Here is a 14467-nt window from a genome sequence, read left to right as displayed (position 1 = left end):
TGGGGATGAGGCGTAAAGGTCAGGAAGTTGGATTATGCGTCGAGTGCAGACATCACGTGCTTGATGCGCGTGTAGTCCTCGACGCCGTACATGGAGAGGTCCTTGCCGTAACCGGACTGCTTGAAGCCGCCGTGGGGCATCTCGGCGGTCAGCAGGATGTGGGTGTTGATCCACACCGCGCCGAAGTCCAGGTCGCGGCTGACGCGCATGGCCGTGCCGTGGTCGGTGGTCCAGACGCTGGACGCGAGGGCGTACTCGACGTCGTTGGCCAGCTCCACTGCCTCGGCCTCGGTGGTGAACTTCTGGACCGTGATGACCGGCCCGAAGGTTTCCTTCTGGACGACGTCATCGGTCTGCTTGGCGCCCGTGATGATGGTGGGTTCGAAGAAGAAGCCCTTGTCGCCGGCGCGGTGGCCGCCGGTCACGATTGTGCAGTTCTCGGGCAGGTGCTCCACCACGGAGTTCACAGCGTTGAAGTGGTTGACGTTGTTGAGCGGGCCGAAGTAGTTGTCTTCGTCGTTCTGCGAGCCGGTGTGCAGGGTCTTGGTGTGTTCCACCATGGCTGCCACGACGTCGTCGTGGACCGAGTCCTCAACCAGCACGCGGGTGATGGCCGTGCAGTCCTGGCCGGCGTTGAAGAAGGCGAACTCGGCGATGGCCGCCGCGCTCTTCTTGATGTCCGCGTCCTTGAACACGATGGCCGGAGCCTTGCCGCCGAGCTCCAGGTGGGCGCGCTTGAGGCCCTTCGCGGCGCCGGAGGCAACCGCGATGCCGGCCCGGACCGAACCGGTGATGGAGACGAGGCCGGGGACCTTGTGGTCCACCATCATGGCGCCGGTTTCACCTGTTCCCAGGACAACGTTGAGGACGCCGGCCGGGAAGATGTCCTTGGCCAGCTTCGCCAGCACCAGGGTGGACTCCGGGGTGGTGTCCGATGGCTTGAGGACCACGGTGTTGCCTGCCGCGAGCGCGGGGCCGATCTTCCAGATGGCCATCAGGAACGGGTAGTTCCAGGGGGCAACCTGGGCCACGACGCCGATGGGTTCGCGGCGCACGTAGGAGGTGTGGCCTTCGAAGTACTCGCCGGCGGACTTGCCCTCGAGGATGCGGGCCGCACCGGCGAAGAAGCGGAGCTGGTCGGCGCCGGCGGCAACTTCCTCGGAGGCGATCAGGCTGCGGACCTGGCCGGTGTTGCGGTGCTGGGCTTCAACGAGTTCGTCGCTGTTGGCTTCAACGGCGTCGGCAAGCTTGAGGAGCATCAGCTGGCGCTGGCCCGGCGTGACGTGCTTCCAGGTCTTGAACGCCTCGTTGGCGGCCGTCATGGCGGCGTCGACGTCGGCCTGGACGGAGATGGGCGACTTCGCCACCACTTCACCGTTCGTGGGATTCACGATGTCCAGCAGTCCAGTGCCGGCGGGCGTGACGAACTCGCCGTTGATGAAGTTCTGCAAGGTTTGGACCACGGTGTACAACCTCTTTCATGCTGGTTTCTGCGGCCGGTCCTGCAACCGGCGCAGTGTTGCGACTGCTCACGAGCCTATGCCAGTGCCCGTACACAGGGAATAGCCACCTGCACACCATCCCCGGAACCCTTTAGTGCGGTTGACCAGCGCGCGGTTATCCTGAATTCATGGCCATCTCCCTCGCCGCCCTGCTGGGCGTACAGTCGCTCAAGCTCATCAAATCCGGCCTTGCGGAGACCACGTGGCACCAGGACATCCAGTGGGTTGCCGTCACCGAGCAGGAGGATCCGCAGCGTTTCCTCAACGGCGGCGAGCTGGTGCTCACCACGGGAATGCGGCTGAAGTCCGCCCCGGAGCAGCGCCGCTTTGTGCGGCAGGTGCAGCGGGCAGGCGCGGTGGGGATCGGGTTCGGGATCGGCCTGACGCACGACGCCGTTCCGCCGGCACTGATTGCCGAGGCGAACCGCTGGGGCCTTCCCGTGGTGGAGGTCCCGTACGAGACGCCCTTCATTGCGATCACCAAGCTGGTGGCCGACGCCCAGTCCGCGGACCACTACTCCAAGCTGGAACGGCTCATTGCGGGCCACCAGATCCTGGCCCGCGCCCTGCTGACCGGCGGCGGCCTGTCCGAGCTGCTCAAGAACCTCGGCTCGATGCTCCGCACGGACATTGTCCTGACCCAGTTCACGGCGCAGCTGTACAACAGCGTGCCCGGCAACCCGCCACCCACGGCGGACACCTGGGCGTCCTACCCCATCCCCACCGGACGGCGCGACGCGTGCACCCTCTGGATCCGGCAGCCTTTCGAGGATTCCGGCATCGTGGGGTACGCGCAGAACCTGATCAGTGTCGAGCTGAACAACATGGTCAAGCAGCGGCAGGCCCAGCGGGCACTGTCCGGCCAGGTGCTGGAGGACGTGATCCACGGGACCCTGGAGGCCAGCGAGGCGTCCCGGCGGCTCGCGGGCATCGGTGTCAACAGCACCCGGAAGAACGTGGTCCTCCTGGCCGAGTCCGCGGCGCACCCCAAGCAGTTGGTGAGTTCCTCGGTGCCGCGGCCGCTGGAGCACGGGGTGACCGCCGTCGTCGGGAAGGACCTGATCATCGTGTTCCAGGACGACGGCAGCGGCGCCAGCGTGCTGGCCAAAAGCCTCAGCGACCACCTGGCCGAGGCCGGGATCCACGCCACGATCGGCATCGGCGGCGCCTACACCAAGCCCAACGGGCTGCGGTGGAGCTACTTCGAGGCCCGGGACGCGGCAAGCCACGGCCTGCCCGTCAACGAACCCGAGCGGCTCAGCCTGACGTCGCTGCTCCTGGCCAGCGAGGACGTGCCGCTCGCGGACATGGCGAATGAGTCCCTCAACCCGCTGCGGAATTTCGACGCCCTGCACGGGGCCGAGCTGATGACCACGCTGGAAAGCTACCTGAACAACAACGGCTCCGTGGCCGCCGTCGCCGAGGCACTGACCCTACACCGCAATACCGTCCGGTACCGGCTCGCGCAGATCACCGAGCTGACCGGCTACGATCCCGCCCAGACCCAGGACCGCGTGCAGCTCTGGCTGGCCCTTGCCGTGCAGCGGCTGAGCCAGCGGCAGCAGGGGTAGTCCCCCGTTTGAAGCTTCCGGAGATGTTTGCCACATCTTTACAAACATCAAACGTCTAACGTCTAATGTTTAAGTATGGCAAGTACGACGGCGGCACCTCCTGGAACTGACACCCCACCCAACGCACGGGTCGGGGTGAGCCGGCCGCGCGCCGTCGTCGTCCTCGGAATCATTGCCGTCGTCCTCATCGGCCTCAACCTCCGCGCCGGTATCACCGGGGCTTCCGCCCTCCTCCACGACCTCCAGGAAGTCCTGGGCTACGGGCCCTTCATTGCCGCCGTGATCCCCTCCATCCCCACGCTGTGTTTTGCGGTTGCCGGCGCGGCCACGTCCTGGCTGACACGCCGGGTGGGCGTGGAGAAAGCCATCCTGCTGGCCCTGGGAATGATGGCCGCCGGCCTCCTGGTGCGCGGCATCCCGTCCACCGGCATGCTGTTGGCCGGAACCGTGGCGGGGATGTCCGGACTGGCCGTCTGCAACGTGGCCATGCCGTCCTTCATCCGTGAGCACTACGCGGACCGCACTTCCCTCATGACGGCGCTCTATACCGTCACCATGACCACCGGCGCCACGGTCACGGCCGTGATGGTCGTCCCGGTGGCCCAGGCGCTGGGATCTGCGTCGGCGGGGCTTGGCTCCATCGGCCTGCTCTCCGTGGCCGCCTTCCTGGGTTTCCTGCCGGTCGCCCTTCATGCGCACCGGAACGCCACACCCGGCCGGGGCAGCCACATTTCCCCCTGGCCGCTCCTGCGGACCCGCAAGGGCGCGCTGCTCACCGCCATTTTCACCCTCCAGGCACTCCTCGCCTACGCCGTGCTGAGCTGGTTCCCGTACATGCTGACCACCCTGGGGCTCACCGCGACGGACAGCGGCCTGATGTTCGGGCTGATGCAGCTGGTGTCCGTTCCCGCGGGCATGGTGCTGATCGCCATCGGATCGCGGCCTCGAATGCTGCGGCCGGCCTTCTACCTGGCCAGTGTCACCATGGTCCTGGGCGTCATAGCCCTGATGCTGCTGCCTGCGACGCTGGCCGCCGTCCCGGCCGTGCTGCTGGGTTTCGGCCTGGGAATTTTCCCGCTGGTGATGGTGATGATCAGCCGCAGCGGACGCACGACGGCGGAAACCACCGCCATGTCCACGCTGGCACAGTCGGTGGGGTACCTGCTGGCCACGGCGGGTCCGTTCGGCATGGGCCTGCTTCACAGCGCCACGGGCGGCTGGACGGTACCGCTGGTCCTGCTGCTGGCCATCGCGCTGGCCCAGATCGTGGTTGCCCATCTGCTGACAAGGACCCGGCCATGACCCTCACCGCTTCGAACCGGCCTGCACTGGCCGACGAAATCACCGACAAGCTCCGCCGGATGATCCACTCCGGCGAATGGCCGCTGCAGCAGAAAATCCCGGCCGAGCCCGAACTGATGGCCACGCTGGGCGTGTCCCGGGGCACCCTGCGCGAGGCCATCAAGGCGCTGGCCCATGGCGGCATGCTGGAGGTCCGCCGCGGCGACGGCACCTACGTCCGCGCCACGAGCGAGATTTCCGGCGCGGCGCAGCGCATGTACCAGGACCACACCCAGGAGCACATCCTCGAAGTCCGGGTGGGCCTGGACACACAGGCCGCCCGGCTTGCCGCCCGCAATGCAAAGGCGGACCACATCACCGCCATGAAGGCCCTGCTGGCCCAGCGCCGCGATGCCTGGAACTCCGGGGACTACGCCGCCTGGGCACAGGCCGACTGGGACTTCCACGTGCTGGTGGCGCACGCGACCGGGAACCCGCTGCTGCATGAGCTCTACGTCAGCTTTGGCGCCGTGTTCCATGCAGACCTGCTCCGGCAGCAGCGCCGCAGCGGCTTCAACGGGCTCCCCGACGAAGGGCACGGCAAGCTTGTTGAGGCCATCGAGGCACACGATGAAAGCGCCGCCGTGGACAGCGTCAACCGGAACCTGAACTCCTGCGCGGAGTGGCTCGGAGTGTAGCCGGTCCGGCCGCCCTTCAGCGGGCACGGCGCTAAGCCTTCAGCGGGCACGGCGCTAAATCAGTAGGCTTGTCCCTTTGGGGGAGCTCTTCATCCGGCCTTGGCCGCAGCCGACCCGCCCTTTCTGCCTGCTGACGAAATTGGAGTACCCCTTGGCCAGATCAGTCGAAGTCACCGCGGAAGGCAAGCGTCCGGACCCCTGGGCGGACAGCCTGGGCCGGGTGGGCGTCCGCTCCGCCCAGGTCCTGCTGATCCTGACCGTTGTTGTGGTGTCAGTATTCGCCCTGCTCCAGATCCGGCTCCTGGTCATCCCGGTGCTGATCGCCCTGATCCTGGCGGCGGCGATCGCACCCTTCGTCAACGTGCTGAAGCGGCGCGGCCTGCCCGGCGCAGCGGCGACGGGACTGGCCTTTGTGGCCCTGCTCGCGGTACTCGCCAGCGTCACCGCCGTCATTGTGGTCTCCATCCGCAGCCAGTGGAGCGAGCTGGCCAGCCAGGCGTCCTCGGGGCTGGATGAGCTGCAGTCCTTCCTCCTCAACGGCCCCGTCCCCGTGGACCGGGATCAGATAGAACAGGCCCGGGCAGCCATCGTGGAATTCGCCGCCAGCAGTCAGGTCCGCTCCGGAGCGCTCACCGGGTTGTCCGTCATCACGGAGTTCCTGGCCGGCGCCAGCCTCATGGTGGTGATCCTGTTCTTCTTCCTCAAGGACGGCACGGCCATCTGGAGTTTCTTCCTGCGGCCGTTCACCGGCGCACGCGAGGCGAAGCTGCGCCGGTCCGGCACCCGGACCATCCAGGTCCTGGGTGACTACGTGCGCGGCACCGCCATTGTTGCCCTGGTGGACACCGTGGCCATCGGTTCGGCACTGCTGATCATGCAGGTTCCACTGGCCATACCGCTGGCCATTATCGTCTTCATCGGCGCCTTCGTTCCGATCGTTGGCGCCACGGTGGCCGGCATCCTGGCCGCGCTCGTGGCCCTGGTGGCCAGCGGACCCGTGGTTGCGCTGATCGTGATCATCGTGGTGATCGCCGTCAACCAGCTGGAAGGCAACCTGCTGCAGCCCGTGGTGATGGGCAAGTCCCTCCAGTTGCACGCCCTGGTTATCCTGCTGGCCCTGACCGCAGGGACCATCCTGGCCGGCATCATCGGCGCCGTGCTATCCGTCCCCTTGGCCGCAGTGGCGTGGGCGATCATCCAGGTCTGGACCACGGATCCCAAGGAATTGGAAGCCAAGAACCCATCCGGTCAGGAACTGGAAGACAAGGACCCTGAACCTACGGACGCGGAGCTTGCCCCGGCGGACAGCGCGTCGCGGTAGGGGCAGCGCGCCATAAGGGCACAGGCGCGGCCACCGAGACCAACCAACCACGGTGGTCCCATCCGAAGGGGGCACATGACAGAAGCGGCCCGGACCCGGCGGGGTCCGGGCCGCTTCTGTCCGGGCGGATTGGGGTTTAAGGCTGAGGGCTGCCTAGCTGGAACGGTGCAGGAGGCCCTGGATCACGTTCTTCGGCCGCTGCATTTCGCCGTGCTTGGAACCGAGGACGATGACCCACCCCGCAAACACCGGGATGGCCCACTGCAGGACTTTCAGTTGCTTCTGGGCCGCTTTGAGCTCTTCCGACGCACCGGGCCTGGGCTCCGTGGCACCTTCGGCACCCTCACCCGCGAGCTTCTCCACCTTGCTGCCCAGGATTCCCGCATACAGCGTGACTGCGGCGCCGGTGAGGGTGACCGCCGTCTTGTAGACATTGAGCCCCGCCACGCCCTCCTGGGCCGCCGTCCGGCCCTTGTTCTCCCAAGTGATGGCCAGGCCGGACAAGAGATGCGCGGCAAAGGCACCTGCCTGGACAGGCGCCCACCTCTTCCACCCCAGGCTGGAGAGCAAGGTGCGCTCCGCCGGATCCTTCGCAGCGGACGCGGCTCCGTTAAGGCCGATGGCGCCCATAAGGGAGCCGCCGAACCAGGCCCCCGCGGTTAGGTCGTGGACGGCCCGTGCAACAAGATTTCCTGCCATGGTGATCTTTCCTAACGTAGTGCGGCATGTCCGGCTATAGTAAGCACACTTATCAATATCTTGGTAGTCTGAAGAATGCGTAAAATCAGCGATATGAACGGAACTGGAACTCTTTTCGGCTGGGCATTTGGTGACGTCGCACGGTCCGAAGACACTGCGTATCTCGGCCTACTGCGCAGCGATGCCCTGGCGAACGCCACGAAGGACGCCGCGTCCCGGGGGTTCGACGTCGAAGCCGGGACTGAAACGTACACGGTCATTAACCCCCACGACACCTTGGCGGACCTGACCACCACACCGGACCAGCTCATCGTCCGCTGCACCGTGAAACTCGTCGGCCCGGGCGCCGAGAAAATCCACGCCGAGGGCCCGATGAACGGCTGACCGCACGCGTGAGAGAGGAGCCCAACGCGATGACGGACGAAGATACCGCCGTCGGCGAAGCCGCCGATGCGGCCGAGGCGGCGTCGAACACCAAGGCGCTCGACGTCGTCGCGCGTTCCGGTTTTGCCGTGATGGCCCTGCTCCACATTGTGATCGGGGCCATCGCCATCGCCCTGGCCCTGGGCAAGCCGGGGCAGGCCGAGCCCACCGGGGCCATCGAACAGCTCGCGGCCAACCCGTGGGGGCCCGCCGTCATGTGGGCCTGTCTGGTCGGCTGCGCCGGATTATCCCTGTGGCAGCTCAGCGAAGCCACGCTCCGGGCACGCCACCTCCCTGCGGGCGAACGGCTCGGCAAACTCGTCTCCTCCGGATTCCTTGCTGTGGCCTACGGCAGTGTGGGGCTCAGCTTCGCAGGGTTTGCCGTTGGCCTGCGCGGCGACTCCGGGAATTCCACCAAGGACTTCAGCACCGCCCTGGTCCGTAGTCCGTTAGGAGTTCCGGCGCTGGTCGCGCTGGGACTGACGGTCATCGGCGTCGGAATCTATTTCATCGTCAAAGGCGTCCGGAAACAGTTCAAGGAAGAGCTGCACCACTTCGAAGGAACGCGGCGCGGCCGGGTCATCAGCGGGCTGGGCGTCGTCGGCCATGCAGCCAAGGGTGTTGCCCTGACCTTGGTGGGACTGCTGTTTGTGGTGGCCGCCGTCCGGAACGAGCCCGGCCAATCCACCGGGCTCGACGGCAGCCTGAAGGCGCTGCGGGATCACCCGGCGGGGCCGTACCTGCTGATGGCGATCGCGGCAGGCCTCATCAGCTACGGGGTATTCGCCCTGATAAGGGCCAGATTCGGCCGGATGTAGGCTGCCCCGCTATATGCAGGCTTCGGAACGCACGCACCAACCCACGAAGAAAGCGAGCACCGAGATGGCTACCGTTTCCAAGACCTTCCTGACTCAGCCGGCCGACGTCTGGAACGTGATCGCCGACGGCTGGCTCTACTCCGGATGGGTCGTAGGTGCGTCCAGGATCAGGGATGTGGATGCACTGTGGCCCGCTGCCGGCGCCGTGCTGCACCACTCGGTCGGCGCATGGCCGCTGCTGATCAATGACAAAACCACAGTGACGGCGTCGGTTCCGGGGAAGTCCATCGAGCTGATCGCCCGGGGCTGGCCCCTGGGAGAAGCCAAGGTGGTGATCACCCTGGAGCCGGTGGAAACCGGGTGCACGGTGTCCATCGCCGAGGACGCCGTCAAAGGCCCGGGCCTGCTGGTTCCCAGGTTCATCCGGGACCCGCTCATCTCGGTCCGGAATACAGAAACGCTGAACCGGCTGGAACTGATGGCCTCGGGTGGCGCCGGCAACTAGGTTCTGGGCTGCTGGGTTAAAGCGCGAACGGGCAGTTAAGGACCGTCAAAACCAAGGGTTTGCGGTCGTTAACTGCCCGTTCGCGGACTATTCAACGTCTGCACTAGGGAACGGCAGGATTAGACCTGCGCGGCCACTCCGTCACGGGAGATGGACACCATGTCCTCGCGCGGCACAACCTTGACCCGCTCGCGGGCAACCTCAACGCCGTGCGAACCGGTCTCGGTGGCCTTTTCGCCGAGGCTGCGCTCGTGCGCGTCCAGTGCCAGCCAGCCTTCCCAGCTCGTGAACTTCACGCCGCGGGCATCAAGGAGTTCGACGACGGCGTCCGCCTCGGGAACGGCGGCAACCGGAAGGTTTTCGCGGTCTTCGAGCAGGTACGTCACGGTTTCCAGCGCGTCACCCTTGGTGTGGCCGATGAGGCCCACCGGGCCGCGCTTGATCCAGCCGGTGGCGTAGATACCCGGAACGTGGGTGCCGGCAGCGTCCAGCACGCGGCCGCCGTCGTTCGGTACAACACCCTTCTTGTGGTCGAACTCGACCTCCGGGAGGGCGGAACCGAAGTAGCCGATGGCGCGGTACACAGCCTGGACCGGGTAGTCCACGAACTCGCCGGTGCCTCGGGCGTTGCCCGTGCCGTCCAGCTCGGTGCGCTCAAACTTCATGCCGGCAACGCGGCCGGGGGTCTCGGCGTCGTCGTAAATTTCAACCGGGCTGTGCAGGAAGTGCAGGTGCAGGCGGCGGGAGGCCTTGAGTTCGGAGACGTCCTCGGGCTGCTCGGCGATCCAGTTGGTGAGCGTGCCCACCATGGTCTTGGTCTGGTTGTTGCTCTGGACCTGGCGGTCGGATTCCTCGTCGAACTCGAAGTCCTCCGGGTACAGGATGATGTCCACGTCCTTGGAGTGGGCCAGCTCGCGCAGTTCCAGCGGGGTGAACTTCACCTGGGCCGGGCCGCGGCGGCCGAAGACGTGCACGTCCGTGACGGGCGAGGACTTCAGGCCGGCGTAGACGTTGTCCGGGATTTCGGAGACCAGGAGATCGTCGGCGTGCTTGGAGAGCATGCGCGCCACGTCCAGGGCCACGTTGCCGTTGCCGATGACGGCGATTTCCTTGGCGTCCAGCGGCCATTCGCGGGACACGTCGGGGTGGCCGTCGTACCAGGACACGAAGTCGGCGCCGCCGTAGGAGCCGTCGAGTTCGATGCCCGGGATGTTCAGATCCGCGTCCTTGATGGCGCCGGTGGCGAAGATGACGGCGTCGTAGTGGTTGCGGAGGTCCTCGATGGAGAGGTCCGTGCCGTAGTCCACGTTGCCGAAGAACCTGATGTCGCCGCGGTCCAGGACCTTGTGCAGGGCGTTGACGATGCCCTTGATGCGCGGGTGGTCCGGGGCAACGCCGTAGCGGATCAGGCCGTAAGGCGCCGGGTAGCGGTCAAAGAGGTCGATGCTCACGGTCAGCTCGCCGCTCTTGACGGCTTCACTCTTGGTGAGGATGTCGGCGGCGTACACGCCGGCGGGGCCGGAACCCACGACGGCGACCCGGAGCGGGCGGGCGGCAGAACCTACGGTGGTGCTAGTTGACACGGCTGTGTTCCTTTTTTCTGTCACGGCCCAACTAGGTAGCAGCAGATGTCGTTATGACGGCTCAAAACGACACTTAGTGCTACTTAGTTGGGAAGGGGCTACGGGGGCTAACTTGGCTACGGTGTGAGGACGCGGGTGTTCGAAATGCGGGGGCGGTTCGGGGTGGTGGTGCTGTAGTCGGCAGTCTTGAAGTGCGACGGCGCGAACGGGCTGACGCGGACAACGTCGCCGATCACGATCACCGCGGGATTCGCGACGCCGGTGGCCTCGGCCTGGTCAGCGATGGAACCGAGAGTGCCAATGGTCACGCGCTGGTTGGGCAGATAGCCATTCTCAACGATGCCAACTGGAGTGTCCTGAGGCAAACCGACGCCGGCCAGGGCGGCTGCGGATTCGCGCAGCTGGCCCACTCCCATGAGCAGCACAATGGTGTGGTCGGCCCGGGCGGGGACCTCGGAAAGTTCCTCGTGGCCGGTGACCACGCTGAAGCCCTTGGCCAGGCCGCGGTGCGTCACGGGGATGCCGGCCGCTGCGGGAACGGAGATCGCTGACGTCACGCCGGAGACCACTTCAACCTCGACGCCGTGCTGCCGGCAGTATTCGGCTTCCTCGCCGCCGCGGCCCAGGACGTACGGGTCCCCGCCCTTGAGCCGGACCACGCGGTGGCCGGCCAGGGCTTCGTCGACCAGGATGCGGTTGATGTCGGCCTGCGGTACAGGATGGTGGCCGGGAGTCTTGCCCACCTCGATGACGCGGACGTCCGGGGCGAGTTCGTTCAGGAGTTCGCGCGGGCCGAGGCGGTCTGCCACGACGACGTCAGCTTGGCCCAGGAGCCGGCGGCCGCGGACGGTGATGAGCCCGGTGTCGCCGGGGCCGCCGCCCACGAGGGCCACGCTTCCCCGGTGGGCCCGCTGGCGGCGCAGCGGAAGGTCACCGGTTTCCAGTGCGGTGGCGACGGCGTCGCGCAGGGCCATGGCGCGGCGCGGGTCTCCCCCGGCGTTCACGGCGATCTGGACATCGTCCACCACGGCGACGGCGGGGGTCCAGGCGGCGGAGGCTTCATGGTCGGAGGCGTTGACGCACCAGAGGCGCTGCGCCTCGGCGTCGGCCGAAACGCGCGAGTCCACGGCGGGATCGCCGGTGGCGGTCTGGACGAACCAGACGCCGTCGACGTCGGAAGTGCGGTAGTGGCGCTGCTCCCAGGTGAGGAGCCCGGCGTCGGCCAGTTCCTCAAGTCCCGCGGAGGCGGCGGGGGCAACCACGGTTACCCGGGCACCGGCGTCGAGCAGCCCCTTGGCGCGGCGCGTGGCCACCGGCCCGCCACCCACCACCAGCACGGGGCGGCCCAGCAGGCGAAGTGCCGTGGGGTAAATATCCTGAATTGCCATGAATCGACGATAGGGCCGCGTCACATACCGGAACAACGACGCGGAAACACCAGTTCACGTAAGGTAACGCTGCGTCACATTGCCGCGGCGCCGGTTTGGGCCGCCGGGCGCCGGCCGTCGTCGGGCACATTGAAGCCGATGAGGCCCCGAGTCCTGCTAATGGCCGGCGTGTCCGTGTCAAAGTGCCCCTGTTCGGCCGAGCCCGCCCTAGCCCGCCGGCGGCGGAACAAGGCCCGCGAGGTACAGTCCGCGCTCCGCGATCAGCCGTTCCAGGTACCGGCGCAGCACCAGCCTCTCGGCGATCCGGCCCAGCGCTCCGAACGGCGCCGTGAATTCCACGCGGTCCGTCATGAGGCATCCGTGGTCTGTCGCTTCAAACTCATGGACGTGGCGGAAGGCTTGGAACGGCCCGCGGACCTGCTCGTCCACGAAGCGCCCGGGAAACTCCAACGACGTGATGCGGCTCGTCATCCGTATGGGCAGCCCGAAGTGCCGCGCCCGCCATGTCACTTCCTGCCCGGCGCCGATCAGGCCCGACGTCACGCCCGCCACCGCGCGCTCCCCGGCGACAGCCTGGGAGTCCAGGTGAGCGTCGATGCTGCGCGCGAGGTCGAACAGCTGCTCCCGGGACAGGGCGGATTCGGTACGGCACACAAAGCTGACGGTCATGGCGCCAGTCTGCCAGACTCCCCCGCCGCCCCGGCGCCGTCGCGTCCTACGGGGGTCCGGCGCCGTCGCGTCCTACGGGGGTCCGGTGCGCCGTCGCGTCCTACGCGGGGCACTTTGAAGCTGGTTCGGCCCGCAGCCGACCTAATCGACGGCGTGTCCGTGCCGAATTGCCCCAGTTTGGCCGAGGACAACAAGAACAGCAGAGCCCCACGGCGGGACTCGCCGTCGGGCTCTGCTGTTGGGTCTTGCTGTGGCTGGGCAGGCAGCCGGCGGGTCCTAGCGGGTGCTGCCCGCGAGGAGGCCGCGGCGGCGCAGGAGCCGCTTTTCAATCGGCGCGAACACCAGCAGTTCGATCAGGATGCCCACAGCCAGGATCAGCAGGATGGCTGACATCACGATGGTCATGTCGGCAAGGTCGCGGCCCTGGTTCAGCATGGAGCCGAGGCCGAAGCCGATGGTGCCGCCCACCGCGATGATTTCCGCAGCCATGAGTGACCGCCAGGAGAACGCCCACCCCTGCTTCAGCCCGCTCAGGTAGCCCGGCAGTGCGGCAGGAAGGACAATTTGAAGGGCCATCTGGAGCCGGTTCGCGCCCAGGACCTTGCCGACGCTGCGGTAGTGCGGCGGGATCTGGTCCACACCGGAGATCAGGCCGTTGATGATGGATGGAATGGCGCCCATGAACACCACGAAGTAGACCGTGGCGTCCGTGATACCGAACCAGAGGATAGCCGCCGGCACCCAGGCCACGGAGGGCAGGACCTGCAGTCCGGAGATGAGCGGACCGAAGGCGCGGCGCAGCGGGGCCACCTGTGCCAGCAGGAGTCCGATCGGAGTCGCGATGGCCACGCTGATCAGGAAGCCGATGAGGCCGCGCTGCAGCGAGGTCCAGACAGCTTCCTGCAGGGACCCTTCGGCCCAGAGGGTGCCGAACTGGCCCAGCACGTCCAGCGGACCGGGCACCAGGTCCCGGCGCTTGAGGCCCAGCGAAACGTAGAACTGCCACGCCAGGACCAGGACCACGAGCGCCGCCACCGGGAGCAGGATGCGGCTCCAGTCGATGCGCGCCGCGCGGGCAGCGTCGGACTGCAGTGAGTCAAGGCCGGATTCGAGCTCGCGCAGGTCCTCGTTGCCGGTGGAGGACCGGGTCAGGGCAGCGTGGACTTTGCGGGTTTCGGGCTCCGCGCCGGACAATTCCCCGGTAACGGGCGCTTCGGCCAGGGGCGTTGGATTATTTGGCATGGCGGCGGATCTCCTCTCGCAGCCGGGCGGTGATGACCCCGGTCAGCTGTCCGGCAAGTCCGGCGTCGGTTCGGTGTTCCTCGGTGACGTTCCATTCCTGGACCACGCGGCCGGGGCGTGAGGACAGCAGCAGCACGCGCTGGCCCAGCCGGACGGCTTCGCGGACGTTGTGCGTCACAAAAACGATGGTGCGGCCGGTTTCTTTCCAGATCCGCTCCAGTTCGTCATGGAGGAGGTCGCGGGTGATGGCGTCAAGGGCGGCAAACGGCTCGTCCATGAGCAGCAGCTGACGGTCCTGGGCCAAGGAACGGGCCAGGGACACGCGCTGGCGCATGCCGCCGGAGAGCTCATGCGGGCGCTTGTCGCCGGCACCGCCCAGGTGCACCAGGTCCAGGAGTTCGTTGGCCTTGGTGCGCCGCTCCGCCTTGCCCACGCCGCGCAGCTTCAGGGCGAGTTCGATGTTCTCCCGGGCCGTCAGCCACGGGAAGAGGGCGGCGTCCTGGAACATAAAGGCCGCGCCGTCGCTGGGGACCTCAAGGGCGCCCGACGTCGGCAGCTCCAGTCCCGCCATGATGTTCAGCAGGGTTGACTTGCCGCAGCCGGAGGCGCCGAGGAGGGCGACGAACTCGCCTTGCGCGATGCTGGCGTTGACGTCGTCCAGCACCGGGGCGCCGTCGCCGAAGCGTTTGCCCAGGTTTTCCAGTACGACTGGCATGGTCCTGTCCTTACGTTGATGGGGCTGGAGGTGATGCTTGGGGGTGGTGCGC

At 67.0% G+C, this 14467-nt stretch carries 14 protein-coding genes; 7 read left to right on the top strand and 7 right to left on the bottom strand.

Going from position 1 to position 14467, the window contains the following annotated elements; translation table 11 throughout:
* Window positions 1-32 precede the first annotated feature (32 nt).
* Window positions 33-1463 (bottom strand): gamma-aminobutyraldehyde dehydrogenase, encoded by a 1431-nt coding sequence (locus AB0N24_RS24550; RefSeq protein WP_364130312.1) that lies wholly within the window; start codon window positions 1461-1463, stop codon window positions 33-35.
* A gap of 167 nt (window positions 1464-1630) precedes the next feature.
* Between AB0N24_RS24550 and AB0N24_RS24545 the strand changes: the two genes are divergently transcribed.
* From AB0N24_RS24545 to AB0N24_RS24530, 4 genes are all read left to right on the top strand, one after another.
* The gene (locus AB0N24_RS24545) at window positions 1631-3073 is read left to right on the top strand and encodes a PucR family transcriptional regulator ligand-binding domain-containing protein (RefSeq protein WP_364130309.1); all 1443 of its coding nucleotides are present in this window, start codon (window positions 1631-1633) and stop codon (window positions 3071-3073) included.
* Between the two features lie 75 nt (window positions 3074-3148).
* Window positions 3149-4375, top strand: coding sequence for an MFS transporter (locus tag AB0N24_RS24540; protein ID WP_364130306.1), 1227 nt, complete (start codon window positions 3149-3151; stop codon window positions 4373-4375).
* Complete coding sequence (locus AB0N24_RS24535) at window positions 4372-5052, top strand: FadR/GntR family transcriptional regulator (protein ID WP_364130304.1); 681 nt, start codon at window positions 4372-4374, stop codon at window positions 5050-5052. The genes AB0N24_RS24540 and AB0N24_RS24535 overlap by 4 nt, the downstream gene beginning before the upstream one ends.
* Window positions 5053-5203: 151 nt before the next feature.
* Window positions 5204-6373, top strand: coding sequence for an AI-2E family transporter (locus AB0N24_RS24530; RefSeq protein ID WP_364130301.1), 1170 nt, complete (start codon window positions 5204-5206; stop codon window positions 6371-6373).
* Window positions 6374-6526: 153 nt separating this feature from the next.
* Here AB0N24_RS24530 and AB0N24_RS24525 read toward each other — a convergent pair whose 3' ends face one another.
* Window positions 6527-7072: a hypothetical protein gene (locus tag AB0N24_RS24525; RefSeq protein ID WP_364130299.1), complete on the bottom strand. Its 546-nt coding sequence runs from the start codon at window positions 7070-7072 to the stop codon at window positions 6527-6529.
* A gap of 93 nt (window positions 7073-7165) precedes the next feature.
* Between AB0N24_RS24525 and AB0N24_RS24520 the strand changes: the two genes are divergently transcribed.
* The 3 genes from AB0N24_RS24520 to AB0N24_RS24510 all read left to right on the top strand — a co-directional run bounded on the left by AB0N24_RS24520 (window position 7166) and on the right by AB0N24_RS24510 (window position 8818).
* The gene (locus AB0N24_RS24520) at window positions 7166-7456 is read left to right on the top strand and encodes a hypothetical protein (protein WP_364130297.1); all 291 of its coding nucleotides are present in this window, start codon (window positions 7166-7168) and stop codon (window positions 7454-7456) included.
* Between the two features lie 29 nt (window positions 7457-7485).
* On the top strand, window positions 7486-8313 hold the full coding sequence (locus tag AB0N24_RS24515) for a DUF1206 domain-containing protein (RefSeq protein WP_364130294.1): 828 nt from the start codon (window positions 7486-7488) through the stop codon (window positions 8311-8313).
* 64 nt (window positions 8314-8377) lie between these two features.
* Complete coding sequence (locus AB0N24_RS24510; protein ID WP_364130291.1) at window positions 8378-8818, top strand: SRPBCC family protein; 441 nt, start codon at window positions 8378-8380, stop codon at window positions 8816-8818.
* Window positions 8819-8937: 119 nt separating this feature from the next.
* Here the strand turns inward: AB0N24_RS24510 and AB0N24_RS24505 are convergent, their stop codons facing one another.
* From AB0N24_RS24505 to AB0N24_RS24485, 5 genes are all read right to left on the bottom strand, one after another.
* Window positions 8938-10401 carry an FAD-dependent oxidoreductase gene (locus AB0N24_RS24505; RefSeq protein ID WP_364130288.1) on the bottom strand — a complete coding sequence of 488 codons (1464 nt, stop codon included), beginning with the start codon at window positions 10399-10401 and terminating at the stop codon, window positions 8938-8940.
* A 116-nt stretch (window positions 10402-10517) separates the two neighbouring features.
* Window positions 10518-11789 carry a uroporphyrinogen-III C-methyltransferase gene (gene cobA, locus AB0N24_RS24500; RefSeq protein WP_364130286.1) on the bottom strand — a complete coding sequence of 424 codons (1272 nt, stop codon included), beginning with the start codon at window positions 11787-11789 and terminating at the stop codon, window positions 10518-10520.
* Between the two features lie 207 nt (window positions 11790-11996).
* Entirely contained in the window at window positions 11997-12458 is a 462-nt protein-coding gene (locus tag AB0N24_RS24495; RefSeq protein WP_364130283.1) for an SRPBCC family protein, read from the bottom strand.
* Between the two features lie 276 nt (window positions 12459-12734).
* The gene (locus AB0N24_RS24490; RefSeq protein ID WP_364130280.1) at window positions 12735-13700 is read right to left on the bottom strand and encodes an ABC transporter permease; all 966 of its coding nucleotides are present in this window, start codon (window positions 13698-13700) and stop codon (window positions 12735-12737) included.
* A complete protein-coding gene (locus AB0N24_RS24485; protein WP_043483399.1) occupies window positions 13690-14415 on the bottom strand; it encodes an ABC transporter ATP-binding protein in 726 nt (241 codons plus the stop codon). The genes AB0N24_RS24490 and AB0N24_RS24485 overlap by 11 nt, the downstream gene beginning before the upstream one ends.
* Between the last annotated feature and the right edge of the window lie 52 nt (window positions 14416-14467).

Source organism: Arthrobacter sp. NPDC093128 (assembly GCF_040683875.1).
In the GTDB taxonomy this organism is placed as follows: Bacteria; Actinomycetota; Actinomycetes; order Actinomycetales; family Micrococcaceae; genus Arthrobacter.
Note: the sequence above shows the minus strand (reverse complement) of the source record. Positions and strands in the feature narration are given on the sequence as shown.